The sequence below is a fragment of the Nocardioides marmoriginsengisoli genome (assembly GCF_003725695.1).
Classification (GTDB): domain Bacteria; phylum Actinomycetota; class Actinomycetes; order Propionibacteriales; family Nocardioidaceae; genus Marmoricola; species Marmoricola marmoriginsengisoli.
Genome location: NZ_RJSE01000003.1, coordinates 320091 through 337098, shown reverse-complemented (window position 1 = coordinate 337098; position 17008 = coordinate 320091). Strand labels below are relative to the sequence as shown.

Below are 17008 nucleotides of genomic sequence, written 5' to 3'. Positions count from 1 at the left end.
TCTGGACACGATTTCAAAAACTTTTTCGGACCGCGTAATAAATCACCCCCCTCCGGAGTCAATACATGGGGAGGACTCTCGGCTAGGTGCCTCTCGACCCTGTCGTCGACCCGAGGATGACCCTGGATGCTTCACCACGACCTGCCTGAAGACGCACCGGAACCCTGGCGCCGGGACGTGCCGGACGACGTGCTCGCCGAGGCCTGCCGCAACGGCGACCGGTCGGCGTTCGCCGAGCTCTACGCGCGTCACCGGACGGCCGCCTTCGGGTATGCGCTAGCGCTGGTCGGCGACGACGTCCAGGCCACGGACGTCGTCAGCGAGGCCTTCGTCAAGGTGCTCGCCCAGCTCGACGGCGGCAAGGGGCCGCGGGCGAACTTCCGCTCCTACCTGCTCACCACCCTGCGCAACGCCCACCTCGACCAGGCGCGGCGCAAGAGCCACGAGCGGCTCTCGGAGGACGTGACCGACGAGGCCATCGCCCGGTTCGCCGCCGCGGACCCGGTGGACGAGCTCGTCGACAACGCCACCCTGATGCGGGCGTTCTCGACGTTGCCGCCGCGGTGGCGCGACGTGCTGTGGTGCGCCGAGGTGCTGGGGGAGCCGCTGGCGCAGATCGCCGCCCGGCTCGACTCCAACGCCAACGCCGTCGGAGTCGCACTCTTCCGCGCCCGGGAGGGCCTCCGGCAGGCGTACCTCTCCGAGCACCTCGGCGTCCTGGTGGGCGATGCCTGCCGCCGGGTGGCACCGCTGATCCCGCGGCACGTGCGCGGCAACCTCTCCCGAGGCAAGGGAGAGCGGTTGCTGGAGCACCTCGAGGACTGCGAACGGTGCCGCGTCGCCGTCGTCGATGTCTCCCGGATCAACACCGACCTCGGCGCGCTGCTGGCCCCGGTCGTCGCCGTCCTCGGCGGGGCCGGGATCAGCGGGACGTGGGTCGGCGGGTCCGGTCTGGGCGGGTCCGGTCTGGGCGGGTCGGCCGGCTCGGCGGCGGTCCGGGTGAAAGCCGGGGCGGCGGCCGGCGCGACCGCGCTCGGTGTCGCCGCCGTTCTCGGCTTCGCGTTCCAGTCGGACCGTGCACCGGTTCCCAGCGAGCTGCCGGCGACGATCGTCCCGCAGCAGGCGGTGCCCGCTCCGTCGAAGGCGCCGCGTCGCCCGCGTCCGTCCCCGTCGGTCCCGCCGGTGGCCGCGGCTCCGGCGGTCCGGCCTCCGGTCCCGGCCGGGACGGAACAGCCCCGCGGGAAGCCGCGGCCGACGCCGTCGCCGGCGGTGCCGCTCCGGCTCGAACCGTTGCTGGTGAGCACGGTGCGGACGTCGTCGGCGCACTCGTCGTTGATCGGGATCCGGGCCGCCGGGAGCAGGCCGCTGCGGCTCCGGCTGGAGCTGGAGAACGCGGCCGCCGTCGAGGCGCACCGGACCTCCGCGGGGTGGACGTGCGCGGCGCCGACGTCGGCCAGCGGTTCGACGACCGCGATCGACTGCACCGGCAACGATGCCGGAGACGTGGTGCTCTCGGTGACCTGGGCCGATCCGACCCGGCCGCTGGCCGGCTCGGCGACGCTCACCGACGGTGATCGCACCAGCGGACGACGCGTGGACATCAGCCCGTAGCGCCCCGATGACGGCGGGCCGTTTGCACGTTCGTGCAGCGCACTCTTTGACAGGTTCCGACCGCTTCCCGGCTCGGCCATGCTGAGCCTCCGGGCCGCCGCCGGCGGCCCGATCTCTCGGGAGGAACCTGCATGCGCACCCCTGCACGCCTTCTCACCACCCTGACCGCCGTCCTCGCGGCGACCACAGCGTCCGGGTTGATCTCGGCCGCTCCCGTCGTCGGAGCCGACAAGGACACCAAGGCCGCCGCGGCGATCGCCGCCGCGAAGGCCCACGCCTCGACCTCGCGGTTCGGTGCCGGACAGGCGCTGACCGCCACCGACACCATCACCGATCGGGACGGCAGCACCCACGTCCGGTTGCACCGCAGCTACCGCGGGCTCGAGGTCGTCGGTGGTGACCTGGTCGTCCACCAGGACCGGACCGGACGCTGGGAGGGGTCGAGCCAGACCCTGCGCAGCGACCTGAAGCTGTCGGCCGACGCCGTCCTGGCGCCGAGTGCTGCCGAGTCCAAGGCCGCCGCGCCGAACAAGGTCAACCGCCGGATCAGCGGCGACGAGCCGGAGTCCGCGACCCTGGTCGTCGACGCCACCGGTACGGCGCCGCGCCTGGCCTGGCGGGTCCAGTCCGGGGGAGTGCAGGCCGACGGCACCCCGAGCCGGGTGCAGACCTACGTCGACGCCCGTACCGGGGCACTGATCCGGGCCGAGCAGGAGATCCAGACCGCGGACGGCTCCGGCCAGTCGCTGTACGCCGGCAACGTCCCGCTGCGGCTGACCCAGAGCGGGTCGTCGTACCAGCTCAAGGACCCGACCCGCGGCAACACCTACACGACCGACCTGAACGGGGCCACCGACGGCGCCCTGTGCACCCTGCTCGGCCTCGGCTGCAAGGCCGGCACGCTCTTCACCAGCACGGACACCAGCTTCGGCAACGGGTCGACCAGCTCGCGGGAGTCCGCGGCAGTCGACGCGCAGTACGGCACCAACGTCACCTGGGACTTCTACCAGGCGGCGTTCGGGCGCAACGGCATCTTCGGGACCGGGGCCGGCTCGTACAACCGGGTGCACTACGGGAACAAGTACGTGAACGCGTTCTGGGACGGCGAGAAGATGACCTACGGCGACGGCGACGGGGTCAACTACGGCCCGCTGACCTCGCTCGACGTGGCCGGGCACGAGATGAGCCACGGCGTCACCGAGAACACCGCGGGGCTGACCTACTCCGGCGAGTCCGGCGGGCTCAACGAGGCCACCTCGGACATCTTCGGCACGATGGTCGAGTTCTTCGCCGCCAACCCGGCCGACCCGGGCGACTACCTGATCGGCGAGCGGTTCGACCTGAAGAACCACGTCGGACTGCGCCGGATGGACAACCCGGCCAGCGACGGCAATTCGGTGAACTGCTGGACGAGCAGCGTGAAGAACCTGGACGTGCACTACTCCTCGGGGGTCGGCAACCACTTCTTCTACCTGCTCGCCGAGGGGTCCGCGCCGAAGAGTTTCGGCGGGGTGGCGCACTCCAGCCCCACCTGCAACGGATCCTCCGTCGCCGGGATCGGTCGCGATGCGGCCGCCCAGATCTGGTACCGCGCCCTAACGGTCTACATGACGTCGAGCACGAACTACGCCGGTGCCCGCACAGCCACCTTGAACGCAGCCAGGGATTTGTACGGGTCCGGGAGTACCCAGTACAACGCCGTCGCCACCGCGTGGAGCGCGGTGTCCGTCGGGTGAAGCCCCTCCCGGCCCGCCTCCGCTCCGACGGTGCTTCCCCCCAAGCATCGTCGGGCCGGAGGGCAGGGCTGGGGTTGCTGCCGGTGAGGGGCTCGTACCTGGGGGTACGGGCCTCTCACCTCTGGGCCCTCATCTCTGGGCTCAGAGCAGGCGGAGCAGTGCGGCGGTGAGGGCCGAGACGAGCACGACGACCAGGAACGGCGCTCGGAGCAGCAGGGCGACGGCGGCGGCGCCGAGTCCGGCGAGGCGCGCGTCGATCGCGAGCGTCTGGTCGGAGCTGTCGCCGGTGGCGAACACCTGGACGCCGATCAGGGCGGCGAGCAGGGCGACCGGGAGCAGGTCGGCGATCCGCTGCACCAGCCTGCTCTCCAGCACCCGGGCGGGTACCGAGAGCCCGGCGAGCTTCAGCCCGTAGCACCCGGCGGCGCAGGCCAGGATCGCGATCCAGGTCATGACGCCACCTCGCGTCCGCGCAGACCGAGACCCAGCGCCACGACCCCGGCCGCCAGTACCGGGATCCCGGCCGGGGTCAGCGGCACCAGGACGAGGGCCACGCCCGCGGAGAGCACGGCCGCGATCCGGGTAGTGGCCGTGGTGAGCCGTGGCCACAGCAGTGCGAGGAAGGCTCCGCCGACAGCGGCGTCGAGGCCGTAGTCCCGCGGGTCGCCGATCGCGTCCCCGGCGATCGCGCCGACCAGGGTCGAGGCGTTCCAGAGGACGAAGACCCCGAGGCCGGTGGTCAGGAAGCCCACCCGGGCCGCCTCCGTCGATCCCCGGGTGACGCTCATCGCGGTGGACTCGTCGATCACCAGGTGCGCCGCCGCGGCCTTGCGCGCACCGTGCCAGGCCAGCAGCGGCGCCAGCCGGAGCCCGTACAAGGTGTTGCGGACGCCGAGCAGCAGTCCGGACGCGGCGCCGACCAGGGGAGCTCCTCCGGCGGCGATCACGCCGACGAAGGCGAACTGGGACGCCCCGGTGAAGACCAGCAGCGAGAGTGCGCAGGTCTGGATCACGTCGAGCCCGCTGCTCACCCCGATCGCCCCGAAGGAGATCCCGTAGGCGCCGGTGGCCACCGCGACGGCGAGGCCGTCCCGGACGATCTGGCGGCGCTCGGCGGGAGCCAGCTCGCCCGGATCAGGCGCGGCCGGATCGCCGGACTGCCGGGCCGTCATTCAGCCCAGATCCGTGTGCAGCCGGACCTGCTTGACGGTGACGCTGCCGTCGCCGGTGAGGTCGAGGGTGCGGTGCGCCCCGTCGGGCCCCCAGCCGGCGGCGACCAGGAAGGCCCGGGTGGCGTCGTCGGTCGCGGCCACCCAGGTGACCGCCCGGGTGAACCGGTCGGCCTTGAGGGTGTCGACGCAGGCCTGCATCAGCCGCGATCCGTGCCCCGCCCCGCGCTTGTGCGGGTCCACGGTCAGGTCGGTCACCTCGCCGTCGGCGACCGGGTCGCGGTCGGGGTCGCCGGCCGGTCCGGTGAGGGCGAACCCGGTGACCAGGTTGCGCTCGAGGGCGATCAGGGCACGCTGGCGGGCGTCGGCCGGCTTGGCGAGGGAGGCGCGCCAGCCCTCGGCGAGCTGGTCGGGGTCGAGGCCGGCGAGCAGGTCGGCCGGCAGCAGGTCGGCGTACGAGGTGCGCCAGGCGCGGACCTGGACCGCGGCGATCGCGGGGGCGTCGTCGGACCAGGCGACCCGGCAGGAGACATCAGCACTCACCGGCTCATCCAAGCAGGTGCAGGTCGTCGCGGGGCGACCGGGCGACCCGTGGCCGATATATGTCAGATAGGCCGTTGTGCAACGAGATTTTGTAACAACTTCGGTCTATCCTCGAAGGGTGACGACTTTCGAGCAGGTCATCGAGGACCTCGGCCGGGTCGAGCCGCGCGACGCGATGCCGGACGACTACCGCGCGACGCTGATCCGCCAGATCGCCCAGCACGCGCACAGCGAGATCATCGGGATGCAGCCGGAAGGCGCCTGGATCACCCGGGCGCCGAGTCTGCGGCGCAAGGCGATCCTGCTCGCCAAGGTCCAGGACGAGGCCGGCCACGGCCTCTACCTGTACGCCGCCGCGGAGACCCTCGGCGTCGACCGGGCCGACCTTCTGGACGCGCTGCACACCGGCCGGCAGAAGTACTCCTCGATCTTCAACTACCCGTCGCTGACCTGGGCGGACGTCGGCACGATCGGCTGGCTGGTCGACGGTGCCGCGATCGTCAACCAGGTGCCGCTGTGCCGCTGCTCCTACGGCCCGTACGCGCGCGCGATGGTGCGGATCTGCAAGGAGGAGTCGTTCCACCAGCGCCAGGGCTTCGAGTCGCTGCACGCGCTGAGCCACGGCACCCCTGAGCAGCACGCGATGGCGCAGGACGCGCTCGACCGGTGGTGGTGGCCGGCGCTGATGATGTTCGGTCCGCCGGACTCGGCCTCGCCGAACAGCGAGCGCTCGACGGCCTGGGGGATCAAGCGATTCTCGAACGACACCCTGCGGCAGCGGTTCGTCGACATGACCGTCCCGCAGGCCGCCGTGCTGGGGCTCCGGATCCCGGACGACGACCTCGCGTGGAACGAGGAGCGCGGGTCCTGGGACTTCGGCGAGGTCGACTTCGCCGAGCTCGCCGAGGTGGTGGCGGGGCGAGGTCCCTGCAACGCCGAGCGGATCGCGCACAAGGTGCGCGCCGATGCCGAGGGTGCCTGGGTCCGCGAGGCCGCCGACGCCTACGCCGCGAGCGGGGGAGCGAGATGAGTGTTCTGTGGGAGGTGTTCGTGCGGCCGCGGCGGGGGCTGGCGCACGCGCACGTCGGATCGCTGCACGCCGCGGATGCGGAGACCGCTCTGCGCAACGCCCGGGACGTCTACACCCGGCGTAGCGAAGGGGTGTCGCTGTGGGTCGTGCCCGCCTCGATGATCACCGCGAGCAGCCCGGACGAGCAGGACTCGTTCTTCGAACCCGCCGGGGACAAGGTCTACCGGCACCCGACGTTCTACGAGGTGCCGGATGCCGTCGACCAGATGTGAGGACGGGCCCGACGCCGGGACGGCCGGTGCCGCGGCGTCCGACCGGATCTACCTGCTGGGCCTGGCCGACGACGCCCTGATCGCCAGCCACCGGCTCTCGGAGTGGGTGGCCCGGGCGCCCGATCTCGAGGAGGACATCGCCCTGGCCAACATCGCGCTGGACCTGCTCGGACAGGCCCGGATGCTGCTCGGCTACGCCGGCGAGCTGACCGACCCGGTGCTGACCGAGGACGACCTCGCCTACCTCCGGCCGGCCGACGAGTTCCGGAACGCGGTGCTGGTCGAGCGGCCGAACGGGGACTTCGCGGTGACGATCGTCCGACTGCTGCTCCTCGCGGCGTACCAGTACGAGCTGTACGCCGGGTTGCGCACCGCCGCCGACGCGAGGCTGGCGGCGATCGCCGCGAAGTCCGTCAAGGAGGTCGCCTACCACCGCGACCACGCCCGGCTCTGGACGCTCCGGCTCGGCAGCGGTACCGCGGAGTCGAGGCGTCGGATGGAGACCGCCCTGGCCGCCGAGTGGCCGTGGTTCTGCGCCCTCCTCGGTGACGATCGGGCCGACCGGTCCTGCCGGCACTGGGTCGCCGAGGTGCTCGGTACGGCGACCCTGGAGCTCCCCGAGGACCGCGTCGCCACCCCGTCCGGGCGCGACGGCGTGCACACCCCCGACCTCGACGCGATCCTCGCCGAGATGCGCGAGGTCACCGCCGCCCACCCCGGAGCGACCTGGTGAGCGCCGCCGAGATCAGGGAGCGGGTGGCCGCGGTCCTCGACCCGGAGCTGCCGATGGTCACGATCGCCGACCTCGGCATCCTGCGCGCGGTCGAGGTCGACGGCGGGGCCGCCACCGTCCGGATCACGCCGACGTACGCGGGCTGCCCGGCGATGGAGGCGATCGCGGACGACATCGTGGCCGCGCTTGCGCCGATGCCGGTCCGGGTCGAGGTCGTGCTCGCTCCGGCCTGGACGACGGACTGGATCACCGCTGCCGGGCGGGCCGCGCTCGACGCCGCCGGGATCGCGCCGCCGGGACCCGTCGCCCAGGTGTCGCTGGAGCTGGCCGTCCGGTGCCCGAACTGCGGCTCGCTGGAGACCCGGGAGCTGTCCCGGTTCTCGTCGACGGCCTGCAAGGCGCTGCGCGTCTGTACGACGTGCCGCGAGCCGTTCGACCAGGTCAAGCCGCTGTGAGGCCGGACTTCCACCCGCTCCGGATCGCCGCGCTCGACGAGCTGACCGAGGACGCGGTGGCGGTGACCTTCGAGGTGCCCGACGACCTGCGGGACGTGTTCGCCCACCAGGCCGGCCAGCACGTCGCGATCCGGGTCCCCGGGGAGCGGGAGCGCCGGTCGTACTCGATCTGCACGCCGCCCGGCGGTGCCCTGCGGATCGGCGTACGGCGGCTGCCGGGCGGTGCGTTCTCCGACCGGGTGCTCCCGGGCCTGCGCCCCGGCGACGAGCTCGAGGTGCTGACCCCGACCGGCCGGTTCGGAGCGGGGCTCGCCGGGCTGCGCCGGCCGGCGTTCGTCGCCGCCGGCTCGGGGATCACGCCGATCCTGGCGATGGTGGCCGCGGCGCTGGCCGATCCCGCGGTCGAGCTGGTCAGCCTGGTCGACTGCAACCGGTCCCAGCGCGAGGTGATGTTCCTCGACGAGATCGCCGACCTGAAGAACCGCTGGCCGGACCGCCTCCAGGTCGTGCACGTGCTCACCCGCGAGGCTCAGGAGAGTCCGTTGCTGTCCTCGCGGCTGGATCCCGAGCGGCTCGGCGTGCTGCGCTCGACGGTCCTGGGGGAGTGCGACGGCTGGTTCCTCTGCGGGCCGTTCGACCTGGTCACCACGCTGGCCGCGGCACTGGTCGCGGACGGGGTGCCGTCGACCGCTGTCCACACCGAGCTGTTCCACGCGGAGGCCGCGCCGACCGTGACGACCGCCGGTGCCGCGTCGCCGGCGGCTGCGGTCGTCGTACGGCTCGGGGGGCTGGAGTCGCGCTTCACCCTGGAGCCGGGCGAGGCCGTCCTGGACGGGTTGCTGCGGGTGCGGGCCGATGCGCCGTACGCGTGCCAGGGCGGGGTCTGCGGGACCTGCCGCGCCCGACTGTTCGACGGCGAGGTGACGATGGCGGCGACCTGGGCGCTGGAGCCCGACGAGCTCGCCCGCGGCGACGTGCTCACCTGCCAGGCGCGGCCGACCTCAGGTCAGCTCGCCCTCGACTTCGACGTTTAGCCCGTCGACCAGGTCGAGGCGGGCCTCGGCGCCGCAGAGCACGACGCTGGCCGCCACGCTGACCACGAACGCCGCCACCGCGACCGGCCACCAGCCGTCCCGGACCTGGTCGTTGAAGAGCGCGATGCCGACGACCGCCGGGATCGCGGTCTGCAACAGGATCTGCGGGGAGGTCGCCGCGGTGACCGAGGTCCGGTTGAGGGCGACCGAGTACAGCAGGAAGCCCAGGGATCCGAAGAGGCCGATGCTGATCGCCGTGGCCAGGGTGTCCGGGCTGTAGGTGAAGTCGACCAGGGCCCGGGTAGCGATCGGGGAAAGGCCGTACGCCACCCCGGCGAGGGTGGCGATCACGACGCCGCTGTACCGGTGCGTCCAGCGGAAGGCCGTCCAGCCGAGCAGGCTGGTCACCGCGAGGACGGTGTACAGGGCGATCGTGGTGCGGTCGGTGAAGGAGGACGTGCCGATCTCCCCGGCCGCGGTCGCCAGCACGCCCAGGCCGACCACCATCGCGCCGACCGCGACCCAGTGCTCGCGACGCAGCGGCTCGCCCAGCACGAACGAGGCGATCAGCGCGGTCACCACCAGGGAGGCGCCGACCCCGACCTGGGCCAGGTAGAGCGGGAGCTCGGCGATCGCGACCAGGTGCAGCAGCCAGCCGACGAGGTAGGCGACGAGCACGCCGAGCATCGGCTTGGAGAGCAGACCGTGCCGGCGGATCACCGAGGCCTGGATCGCGGCGATCGCTCCGAACAGCGCTGCGGCCAGCAGGGCCGCGGTCATCCCGACGATCACTCCCGGAGTCTGCCACGCTCCTCCGACAGGCGCGCGGACATTACGGCGGCGCTCCCGCCAGCAGCACCGCGACGCAGGTAGGTTGACCTCCATGCAGAGCTACCTCGACCTGGTCCAGCGAATCCTGGACGAAGGCGTCGAGAAGTCCGACCGCACCGGCACCGGCACTCTCTCGGTCTTCGGCCACCAGCTGCGGTTCGACCTGGCCGCCGGCTTCCCGCTGGTCACCACGAAGAAGATCCACACGCGCTCCGTCTTCGCCGAGCTGCTCTGGTTCCTGCGCGGCGACACCAACGTGAAGTGGCTGCAGGACCGCGGCGTGACGATCTGGGACGAGTGGGCCGACGAGAACGGCGACCTCGGCCCGGTCTACGGCTACCAGTGGCGCTCCTGGCCGACCCCGGACGGCCGGCACGTCGACCAGATCGCCCAGGTCGTCGAGCAGCTCCGCAGCAACCCGGACTCGCGCCGGCACATCGTCTCCGCCTGGAACGTCGCGGACATCCCGGAGATGGCGCTGGCGCCCTGCCACACGATGTTCCAGTTCTACGTCGCCGACGGGAAGCTCTCCTGCCAGCTCTACCAGCGCTCGGCGGACGTCTTCCTCGGGGTGCCGTTCAACATCGCGTCGTACGCGCTGCTCACCCAGATGGTGGCCCAGGTCTGCGAGCTCGAGGTCGGTGACTTCGTGCACACCCTCGGCGACGCGCACCTCTACACCAACCACCTGGAGCAGGCCCGGTTGCAGCTGACCCGGGACGTCCGTCCGCTGCCGACGCTGCGCCTGGACCCGTCGGTGTCGGCGCTGGACGCGTTCGACCTCGAGCACATCACGATCGAGGGTTACGACCCGCACCCGGGGATCAAAGCCCCCATTGCGGTGTGAGAGCGGCATTGTGACGCTCACCCTGGTCGCTGCCGTCGCGCGCAACGGCGTGATCGGCGCCGACGGCGACATCCCGTGGCGGATCCCCGCCGATTTCGCGCACTTCAAGGCGCTCACCCTGGGGCACGTCCTGGTGATGGGGCGGGCGACGTACGAGTCGATCGGGCGGCCGCTGCCGGGCCGGACCACGATCGTGCTGACCCGCGACCCGGGCTGGTCCGCCGAGGGCGTGCTGGTCGCCGGCGACCTGGAGGCGGCACTGCGGCTGGCCGAGGAGATCGATCCCGAGGTGTTCGTCGTCGGGGGAGCGAGCGTGTACGCCGAGGCGCTGGCGGTGGCCGACGCCCAGGTGCTGACCGAGGTGCACCTCGCACCCGAGGGAGACACCCGCTACCCGGAGTTCAGCCCGGACGACTGGGTCGAGGAGCGCCGGGAGCCGCACCTCGACGGCGAGACCGGCTACGAGTTCGTCTGGTACCGGCGGGCCTAGAGCCGGCCCAGGCTCTCGGTCGCGATCCGCTCGAAGACGTCGTACGGCGCTGCGAAGTCGCTGTCCGGGATCGGCCAGTGGACGACGATCTCGTCGAACCCGAGATCGCGGTGCCGGCCGGCGAAGTCGACGAACCGCTCGAACGACTGCAACGGTTCGTTGGCCTCCGGGGTGAACCCGGTCAGCAGCACCTTCCGGATCGACGCGGGGTCGCGGTCGATCTCGGCGCAGGCGGCACCCAGCCGCTGGATCTGGCTCGCCAGGGCGGCGTCCGACTCGGCGGCGGTGCCGTTCTCGTAGAGCTTGTCGTCGCCGGTGGTCACCCAGGCCTGGCCGTACCGGGCGGCGAGCGCCAGGCCGCGCGGACCGGTGGCCGCGACCGCGAAGGGGAGGCGCGGCTGCTGCACGCAGCCGGGGATGTTGCGGGCCTCGTGCGCGACGTAGTGCGCCCCGGCGGCGGAGACGTCCGCGTCGGTGAGCAACCGGTCGAGCAGGGCGAGGAACTCGGCGAACCGGTCGGCCCGCTCCTTCGGCGTCCACGCTTCCTGACCCAGCACGGTCGCGTCGAACCCGGAGGTGCCGGCGCCGATGCCGAGGGTGATCCGGCCGCCGGAGATGTCGTCGAGGCTGATCAGCTCCTTGGCGAGCGTCACCGGGTGCCGGAAGTTCGGGTTGGTGACCAGGGTGCCGAGCCGGAGCGTCGAGGTCGCCGTCGCAGCAGCGGTCAGCGTCGGGATCGCGCCGAACCACGGGCCGTCCCGGAAGGTCCGCCAGGACAGGTGGTCGTAGGTGTACGCCGTGTCCAGCCCGAGCGCCTCGGCCCGCCGCCACTCCTCGCGGGCGCCCTCGTGCCAGCGCTGGTGCGGAAGGATGACGGTGCTGAGGGCGAGAGCGTTCATCCCCCGAGGCTACGAGGTCGCGCGGATCAGGCCTTCTCGGCGACCAGCTTCAGCGTGTCGACCACCATCGCCTCGACCTTCTCGGCCGAGAGCCCGGCGCCCTGGATCACGGTGACCTGGACCAGGATGTTGCCGACGTGGACCAGGCCGCCGCCCTGCTGGCTGGAGCCGCCCATCGCCGTACCGGTCTTGACGTAGGCCTCCTCGCCGATGCCGTCGACCGGACCGCCGCCGGTGCCGTCGAGCGTCGCCGAGACACCGGAGATCGCGGCGTCGAACCCGCCGGTGCTCTCGTCGTACGGCGTGGTGTTCAGCGAGATGCCCGCGGCGCGGAGGTCCTCCTGGTTGAAGGTGCAGCCACCGCCGGGGATCTCCTCGCGGGTGATCGGCGCGCCTACGATCGCCTCGATCTCGTCGTCGGTGACGGCCGCGCAGATGTCGCTGGTCGAGGAGTCGGTCTCGTCGGTCTTGTCGTCGGTCGGGGCCACCGTCCCGGTGTTGGGCTTCCCGGAGTCGCTCGACTTGTCGTCGGAGCCGCAGCCGGTGAGCCCGGTCGTCACGGCGGCGAGGAGGGCGAGGGTGGTCAGGGTGCGGTTCGCGCGCATGGCGGCCTCATCAGGGTCGGTGGTGCGCCGGAGCGCAGAACCTCTGACGCTAGGAGGTCGCGGGGTTCGGCGACAGTAGGGTTTCTGCTGGTTCGGGTGCTAGGCGGACCGGGCGGCGAGCGTGAGCAGGCTGACCACCAGCGCCCGGACCTTCGCCCGGGGGAGGCCGGCGCTCTGCGCCACCGTCACGTTGACGAGGCGGTCGCCGACCCGGACCGCGCCGGCGCCCTGGAGGTCGGTGCCGCCGAACGCGGTGCCGGTCACGACGAAGGCGGCGTCGCCGATCCCGGTCAGGTCGACCGGCTCGCCCTCGACCGAGGAGGTCGCGCCGGTCTTCGCGCCGTCCATGCCGCCGGGTGTCCCGGCGAACGAGGTCTCGGCGAAGCTCGCCGCCGGGGCGCTGGGGTTCTTCCGGTTGAAGGCGCAGCCCTTCGGGGGCATCGCCGAACCCGTGACCGCGCCGCCGAGGATCGCGGCGACCTCGCCGGCGTCCAGATCGGCGCAGATCCCGCCGCCATCGGCTGCCGGGGTGTCGTCGCCCTCGCCGTCCCCGTTGCCCTCCGCGGGCCTGGTCGGTGTCCGGGTCGGCTTCGGCTTCCGCGTCGGAGTCGGCGTCGGGGTGGCGGTCGGGGTCGGTGAGGAGCTCACGGTCGGCGTGGTCGGGTCGGCGGCGACCGGATCCTTCTCGGCGTCCTTGCCGCAGCCGGTGAGCACGAGAGTGCCCAGGACGAGGGCGGCCAGGGAGCGCGATGTCGCAGTGATCCTCACCTGCGCGAAGGTACCCGGACGGGCCGGCAGGGTGGGGGATCCGGGCCGGTGTCGGCGTGAACGGGGCAATCGGGTGAGCCGGTGAGGTGGATGACCACTAACCTAGGCCTATGAGTCTTCCCGCAGCCCCGCTCGGTCGTGTGCTCACCGCGATGGTGACGCCCTTCAAGGACGACGGGTCGGTCGATCTCGACGGCGTCGCCCGCGTCGCCGAGTACCTGGTGGCCAACGGCAACGACGGCATCGTGGTCAGCGGCACCACCGGTGAGGCGCCGACCACCTCCGTCGCCGAGGACGGCGAGATCCTGCGCGCGGTGATCGACGCCGTCGGCGACCGCGCGACCGTCGTCGCCGGGATCGGCACCAACCACACCGAGCACTCCATCGAGCTCAACGAGCAGGCCGCCAAGGCCGGGGCCGACGGGGTGCTGCTGGTCTCGCCGTACTACAACAAGCCGACCCAGGCCGGCATCGCCGCCCACTTCGAGGCGGTCGCGGCGGCCAGCGAGCTGCCGATCATGCTCTACGACATCCCCGGGCGCACCGGGGTCACGATTGCGCCGGAGACCTTCGCCCGGGTGGCCGCCAACGAGAAGTTCGTCGCGGTCAAGGACGCCGTCGGCGACCTCTTCCGGGGCACCCAGATCATGGCCGAGACCGGACTGGCCTACTACTCCGGCGACGACGTGCTCAACCTCGGCTGGCTGACCCACGGCGGCTGCGGCGTCGTCTCGGTCGTCGGCCACGTGGCCGGCAACCAGTACGCCGAGATGGTGGCCGCCGTCGACGCCGGCGACCTGGACCGGGCGTTGCGGCTCTACAACGACGTCGCACCGGTGGTCGACGCGATCATGAACCACGCCCCCGGGGTGATGACCGCCAAGGCGGCGATCCAGCTCCTCGGCGTGCACGGCAACCGGACCGTGCGGCTGCCGCTGGTCGAGGCGGACGACCAGCTGGTCGGCGCCGTCCACGAGGCCCTGGCGAACGCCGGCCTCCTCCCGATCACGCCGACCAACTGAAGAGGCTGAGCACCTGATGAGTCACGCGCACCCGGAGCTGTCCGCTCCTGCCCCGCTGCCGAAGGGGGGCCTCCGGGTGATCGCCCTGGGCGGCCTCGGCGAGGTCGGTCGCAACATGACCGTCTTCGAGTACGACGACCGGCTGCTGATCGTCGACTGCGGGGTGCTCTTCCCGGAGGAGAACCACCCGGGCGTCGACCTGATCCTCCCCGACTTCGAGGCGATCCGGGACCGGCTCGACAAGGTCGAGGCCCTGGTCCTGACCCACGGCCACGAGGACCACATCGGCGCGACGCCGTACCTGCTCCGCGAGCGCCACGACATCCCGCTGGTCGGCTCGCAGCTGACCCTGGCGCTGCTGGACTCCAAGCTCCGCGAGCACCGGATCAAGGACACCGTCCGGCACATCGTGGCCGAGGGGGAGACGATCGCCTTCGGGCCGTTCGAGCTCGAGTTCGTCGCCGTCAACCACTCGATCCCGGACGCGCTCGCGGTGGCGATCAAGACCGGTGCGGGCGTCGCGCTGCACACCGGCGACTTCAAGATGGACCAGCTGCCCCTGGACGGCCGGATCACCGACCTGCGGGCGTTCGCCCGGCTCGGCGAGGCTGGCGTCGACCTGTTCCTCACCGACTCGACCAACGCCGAGGTACCCGGGTTCACCACCGCGGAGAAGAACATCGCGCCGGTGCTCGACCGGGTCTTCCACACCCGGCAGAACCAGCGGATCATCGTGGCCTGCTTCGCCTCGCACGTGCACCGGGTGCAGCAGATCCTCGACGCGGCGGCCGAGCACGGCCGCAAGGTCGCGTACGTCGGCCGCTCGATGGTCCGCAACATGGGGATCGCGCGCGACCTGGGCTACCTCAACGTGCCGCCGGACCTGCTGGTCGACCCGAAGGAGCTGGCGACGCTGCCGCCCGGCAAGGTCGTGATGATCTCGACCGGGTCGCAGGGCGAGCCGATGTCGGCGCTGAGCCGGATCGCGCAGCGCAACCACAACTTCGTGACCATCGAGGAGGGCGACTGCGTCGTGCTCGCCTCCTCGCTGATCCCGGGCAACGAGAACTCGGTCTACCGGGTGATCAACGGCCTGACCGCGCTCGGAGCCAACGTCGTCCACAAGGGCAACGCCCTGGTGCACGTCTCCGGCCACGCCAGCGCCGGGGAGCTGCTCTACTGCTACAACATCGTGAAGCCGAAGAACGTGCTGCCGGTGCACGGCGAGATCCGGCACATGCACGCCAACGCGGAGCTGGCCCGGATGACCGGGGTCCCGGCCGACCGGGTCGTGGTGGCCCAGGACGGCTTCGTGGTCGACCTGGTCGACGGCAAGGCCTCGATCACCGGCAAGGTCGACTGCGGGTACGTCTTCGTCGACGGCAGCTCGATCGGCGACATCACCGAGAGCGACCTCAAGGACCGCCGGATCCTCGGCGAGGAGGGCTTCATCTCGGTGATCGTGGTGATCGACTCGCAGACCGGAAAGGTGCTCAGCGGCCCGGAGATCCACGCCCGCGGCTTCGCCGAGGACGACGAGATCTTCGACCAGATCCGCGGCCCGATCGTCGACGCCCTCGACAAGGCGATCAGCGAGGGCGTCAACGACACCTACCAGCTCCAGCAGAACATCCGCCGCGTCGTCGGCCGCTGGGTCTCCGGCAAGCACCGGCGTCGGCCGATGATCATCCCGGTCGTGCTGGAGGCCTGAGATGCCGATGGACGAGGAGGAGTTCGTCTCCTACGAGCAGTGGGGACTGGACTTCTTCGCCGAGGCGGTCAGCCAGGAGCGGATCCTGGGGGCGGTCAACAACATCGCCGGTCAGCCGATCGACTTCGGCCCGATCGGCGTCGGCCCGGGCAAGATCGCGAAGGTCCGCGCGTTCGGCGAGATCGGCGAGGCCAGCGCCGTACGACTGACCGGGCCGCAGATCTCCTACCGCGTCGAGCTGCCGGTGACGCTGACCTTCGAGGTCAACCTCCAGGTCGAGACGCACACCTTCCACGCCGAGCTGCTGGTCCCGCTGACGCTCACCGCCCGCGCGCTGGACGGGGTCCGGATCTTCATCAGCATCGACCCGCCGCGCAGCTCCGACGTCCAGGTCAAGGTCCAGGCCGAGGGCATCCGCGCCACGATCATGCAGCGAGTGGTGAACATCGAGGGCGAGCTGCGCACCTTCGTCGCCAAGTACGTCGCCCGGGAGACCACCAAGCCGCACATCGAGGCCGCCCGGCTGATCGACGTCTCCGCGGCGATCGACAAGGCCTGGGGATCGATCGCCCCGGGGCCGGCCAAGACCACCGTCACCGACGACTTCAACGAGGCTCTCGAGGCCGAGATCCGCGAGAACGAGGACACCTTCCTCGAGATGTGAGCACGATCGTGTATCACCGAGCGGTGCGGGTGCTCTGGGGAGCCATGAGCATCCTGCACTCGTACGTCGAGGCCGCCGTCCGTCGTGACCTGACCCGGGCCCGCCTGCTTCTCACCGCCGGCGCGCGGCTGAGCACGGTACGCCGGCGCGCCATCGCCGAGCACCTGGTCTGGTTGTGCGGCCTCACCGAGCTCGGGACCGCGCTGATCAGCCCGGCAGCGGTCGGGCTCCGGGAGGCGGCCGTGGTCTTCGGTGACACCGGGATGGCGCCGGACCGGGACGACCTGATCAAGCGGCTCGACGTCTTCCTGCGGGTCACCGCGGCGCACCCGGGCAGCTGGACCGCCCCGGACGCGGCCAGGATCGCCTGCCGGAACCTGCCCTGGGTGCTGGACGCCCTCGTGGTCCGCGGGGGACCGGGCCTGGTGCTGCCGCGCATCGAGGCGCCGGAGGTCGCGCGCACCCGGGCAGCGGAGTACCGGCGGAAGCGGTCGATGCTCTGGGGGCCGGTGGCGCTGGCGTCGCCGGAGACGCTCGACGGCGTACCGGGCTGAGCCGACACGCCGGGCGCTCTCCCGGCGTGGGACA

General features: G+C 71.9%; 20 protein-coding genes. 13 read left to right on the top strand and 7 right to left on the bottom strand.

Annotation, left to right across the window (positions count from 1 at the left end):
- Positions 1–126: 126 nt before the first annotated feature.
- A complete protein-coding gene (locus EFK50_RS03580) occupies positions 127–1611 on the top strand; it encodes a sigma-70 family RNA polymerase sigma factor (protein ID WP_123226171.1) in 1485 nt (494 codons plus the stop codon).
- 131 nt (positions 1612–1742) lie between these two features.
- Complete coding sequence (locus EFK50_RS03575; protein WP_123226170.1) at positions 1743–3347, top strand: M4 family metallopeptidase; 1605 nt, start codon at positions 1743–1745, stop codon at positions 3345–3347.
- A gap of 141 nt (positions 3348–3488) precedes the next feature.
- Here EFK50_RS03575 and EFK50_RS03570 read toward each other — a convergent pair whose 3' ends face one another.
- From EFK50_RS03570 to EFK50_RS03560, 3 genes are read right to left on the bottom strand one after another with little or no spacing between them, the layout of a single operon-like run.
- Complete coding sequence (locus EFK50_RS03570) at positions 3489–3800, bottom strand: AzlD domain-containing protein (protein ID WP_123226169.1); 312 nt, start codon at positions 3798–3800, stop codon at positions 3489–3491.
- On the bottom strand, positions 3797–4519 hold the full coding sequence (locus EFK50_RS03565; RefSeq protein ID WP_123226168.1) for an AzlC family ABC transporter permease: 723 nt from the start codon (positions 4517–4519) through the stop codon (positions 3797–3799). The genes EFK50_RS03570 and EFK50_RS03565 overlap by 4 nt, the downstream gene beginning before the upstream one ends.
- On the bottom strand, positions 4520–5059 hold the full coding sequence (locus tag EFK50_RS03560; protein WP_246004017.1) for a GNAT family N-acetyltransferase: 540 nt from the start codon (positions 5057–5059) through the stop codon (positions 4520–4522). It lies immediately after the preceding gene.
- A 118-nt stretch (positions 5060–5177) separates the two neighbouring features.
- Between EFK50_RS03560 and paaA the strand changes: the two genes are divergently transcribed.
- The 5 genes from paaA to EFK50_RS03535 are packed head-to-tail and all read left to right on the top strand — an operon-like array spanning position 5178 to position 8583.
- The gene (gene paaA / locus EFK50_RS03555) at positions 5178–6089 is read left to right on the top strand and encodes a 1,2-phenylacetyl-CoA epoxidase subunit PaaA (protein ID WP_221177253.1); all 912 of its coding nucleotides are present in this window, start codon (positions 5178–5180) and stop codon (positions 6087–6089) included.
- The gene (paaB, locus tag EFK50_RS03550) at positions 6086–6361 is read left to right on the top strand and encodes a 1,2-phenylacetyl-CoA epoxidase subunit PaaB (RefSeq protein ID WP_123226165.1); all 276 of its coding nucleotides are present in this window, start codon (positions 6086–6088) and stop codon (positions 6359–6361) included. Before paaA ends, paaB begins: the two co-directional genes overlap by 4 nt.
- On the top strand, positions 6342–7094 hold the full coding sequence (gene paaC, locus EFK50_RS03545; RefSeq protein WP_123226164.1) for a 1,2-phenylacetyl-CoA epoxidase subunit PaaC: 753 nt from the start codon (positions 6342–6344) through the stop codon (positions 7092–7094). Before paaB ends, paaC begins: the two co-directional genes overlap by 20 nt.
- Positions 7091–7549 carry a 1,2-phenylacetyl-CoA epoxidase subunit PaaD gene (paaD, locus tag EFK50_RS03540; RefSeq protein WP_123226163.1) on the top strand — a complete coding sequence of 153 codons (459 nt, stop codon included), beginning with the start codon at positions 7091–7093 and terminating at the stop codon, positions 7547–7549. The genes paaC and paaD overlap by 4 nt, the downstream gene beginning before the upstream one ends.
- Positions 7546–8583, top strand: a complete 1038-nt coding sequence (locus EFK50_RS03535; RefSeq protein WP_123226162.1) for a 2Fe-2S iron-sulfur cluster-binding protein — start codon at positions 7546–7548, stop codon at positions 8581–8583. Before paaD ends, EFK50_RS03535 begins: the two co-directional genes overlap by 4 nt.
- On the opposite strand, the gene EFK50_RS03530 is transcribed toward EFK50_RS03535, so the two are convergent.
- Positions 8551–9375, bottom strand: a complete 825-nt coding sequence (locus EFK50_RS03530; protein ID WP_123226161.1) for a hypothetical protein — start codon at positions 9373–9375, stop codon at positions 8551–8553. The genes EFK50_RS03535 and EFK50_RS03530 overlap by 33 nt on opposite strands.
- 91 nt (positions 9376–9466) lie before the next feature.
- On the opposite strand from EFK50_RS03530, the gene EFK50_RS03525 reads away from it, so the two are divergent.
- Both EFK50_RS03525 and EFK50_RS03520 read left to right on the top strand, forming a co-directional pair.
- Positions 9467–10261: a thymidylate synthase gene (locus tag EFK50_RS03525; RefSeq protein WP_123226160.1), complete on the top strand. Its 795-nt coding sequence runs from the start codon at positions 9467–9469 to the stop codon at positions 10259–10261.
- 10 nt (positions 10262–10271) lie between these two features.
- The gene (locus EFK50_RS03520) at positions 10272–10751 is read left to right on the top strand and encodes a dihydrofolate reductase (RefSeq protein WP_123226159.1); all 480 of its coding nucleotides are present in this window, start codon (positions 10272–10274) and stop codon (positions 10749–10751) included.
- Here the strand turns inward: EFK50_RS03520 and EFK50_RS03515 are convergent.
- The 3 genes from EFK50_RS03515 to EFK50_RS03505 all read right to left on the bottom strand — a co-directional run bounded on the left by EFK50_RS03515 (position 10748) and on the right by EFK50_RS03505 (position 13023).
- Positions 10748–11650 carry an LLM class flavin-dependent oxidoreductase gene (locus EFK50_RS03515; RefSeq protein WP_123226158.1) on the bottom strand — a complete coding sequence of 301 codons (903 nt, stop codon included), beginning with the start codon at positions 11648–11650 and terminating at the stop codon, positions 10748–10750. The genes EFK50_RS03520 and EFK50_RS03515 overlap by 4 nt on opposite strands.
- A 26-nt stretch (positions 11651–11676) precedes the next feature.
- Positions 11677–12255: a DUF3558 domain-containing protein gene (locus tag EFK50_RS03510; RefSeq protein ID WP_123226157.1), complete on the bottom strand. Its 579-nt coding sequence runs from the start codon at positions 12253–12255 to the stop codon at positions 11677–11679.
- 99 nt (positions 12256–12354) lie between these two features.
- On the bottom strand, positions 12355–13023 hold the full coding sequence (locus tag EFK50_RS03505; RefSeq protein ID WP_148046037.1) for a hypothetical protein: 669 nt from the start codon (positions 13021–13023) through the stop codon (positions 12355–12357).
- A 110-nt stretch (positions 13024–13133) separates the two neighbouring features.
- On the opposite strand from EFK50_RS03505, the gene dapA reads away from it, so the two are divergent.
- From dapA to EFK50_RS03485, 4 genes are read left to right on the top strand one after another with little or no spacing between them, the layout of a single operon-like run.
- Entirely contained in the window at positions 13134–14045 is a 912-nt protein-coding gene (gene dapA, locus EFK50_RS03500) for a 4-hydroxy-tetrahydrodipicolinate synthase (protein WP_123226155.1), read from the top strand.
- Between the two features lie 16 nt (positions 14046–14061).
- Entirely contained in the window at positions 14062–15756 is a 1695-nt protein-coding gene (locus EFK50_RS03495; protein WP_123226154.1) for a ribonuclease J, read from the top strand.
- A 1-nt stretch (position 15757) separates the two neighbouring features.
- The gene (locus EFK50_RS03490) at positions 15758–16420 is read left to right on the top strand and encodes a hypothetical protein (RefSeq protein WP_123226153.1); all 663 of its coding nucleotides are present in this window, start codon (positions 15758–15760) and stop codon (positions 16418–16420) included.
- On the top strand, positions 16417–16974 hold the full coding sequence (locus EFK50_RS03485) for a hypothetical protein (protein ID WP_123226152.1): 558 nt from the start codon (positions 16417–16419) through the stop codon (positions 16972–16974). Before EFK50_RS03490 ends, EFK50_RS03485 begins: the two co-directional genes overlap by 4 nt.
- Positions 16975–17008 lie beyond the last annotated feature (34 nt).

Excerpts from the sequence above, each read along its gene's own strand:
- EFK50_RS03580 (WP_123226171.1), top strand. The coding sequence starts at position 127 with ATGCTTCACCACGACCTGCCTGAAGACGCACCGGAACCCTGGCGCCGG.
- EFK50_RS03575 (WP_123226170.1), top strand. The coding sequence starts at position 1,743 with ATGCGCACCCCTGCACGCCTTCTCACCACCCTGACCGCCGTCCTCGCG.
- EFK50_RS03570 (WP_123226169.1), bottom strand. The coding sequence starts at position 3,800 with ATGACCTGGATCGCGATCCTGGCCTGCGCCGCCGGGTGCTACGGGCTG.
- EFK50_RS03565 (WP_123226168.1), bottom strand. The coding sequence starts at position 4,519 with ATGACGGCCCGGCAGTCCGGCGATCCGGCCGCGCCTGATCCGGGCGAG.
- paaB (WP_123226165.1), top strand. The coding sequence starts at position 6,086 with ATGAGTGTTCTGTGGGAGGTGTTCGTGCGGCCGCGGCGGGGGCTGGCG.
- paaC (WP_123226164.1), top strand. The coding sequence starts at position 6,342 with ATGCCGTCGACCAGATGTGAGGACGGGCCCGACGCCGGGACGGCCGGT.
- EFK50_RS03525 (WP_123226160.1), top strand. The coding sequence starts at position 9,467 with ATGCAGAGCTACCTCGACCTGGTCCAGCGAATCCTGGACGAAGGCGTC.
- EFK50_RS03515 (WP_123226158.1), bottom strand. The coding sequence starts at position 11,650 with ATGAACGCTCTCGCCCTCAGCACCGTCATCCTTCCGCACCAGCGCTGG.
- EFK50_RS03510 (WP_123226157.1), bottom strand. The coding sequence starts at position 12,255 with ATGCGCGCGAACCGCACCCTGACCACCCTCGCCCTCCTCGCCGCCGTG.
- dapA (WP_123226155.1), top strand. The coding sequence starts at position 13,134 with ATGAGTCTTCCCGCAGCCCCGCTCGGTCGTGTGCTCACCGCGATGGTG.
- EFK50_RS03495 (WP_123226154.1), top strand. The coding sequence starts at position 14,062 with ATGAGTCACGCGCACCCGGAGCTGTCCGCTCCTGCCCCGCTGCCGAAG.
- EFK50_RS03490 (WP_123226153.1), top strand. The coding sequence starts at position 15,758 with ATGCCGATGGACGAGGAGGAGTTCGTCTCCTACGAGCAGTGGGGACTG.